1 protein-coding gene is annotated in these 215 nt (G+C 70.7%); it reads left to right on the forward strand.

Features of this window, described 5'->3' with window-relative positions; genetic code table 11:
• A partial coding sequence (locus EZI54_RS24310; protein ID WP_131484373.1) for a condensation domain-containing protein occupies positions 1–215 on the forward strand: 215 nt, incomplete at both ends.

Genomic DNA, 215 nt, shown 5'->3' on the forward strand with positions numbered 1-215 from the left:
CCGGGTGCTGGGCGGCCTGTCGGGTCGCGATGACGTGGTGTTCGGCACGGTGTTGCTGGGCCGTCACGGCGGAGTGGCCGAGCGAGCACTGGGGATGTTCATCAACACGTTGCCGCTGCGGCTGGAGTTGGAGGGTTCGGTGGCCGAGGCGGTGGGTCAGGCGCAGCGTCGCCTGGCGGGTCTGTTGGCGCACGAGCATGCCTCGCTGGCGCTGG

The organism is Marinobacter halodurans, assembly GCF_004327985.1.
Taxonomy (GTDB): domain Bacteria; phylum Pseudomonadota; class Gammaproteobacteria; order Pseudomonadales; family Oleiphilaceae; genus Marinobacter_A; species Marinobacter_A halodurans.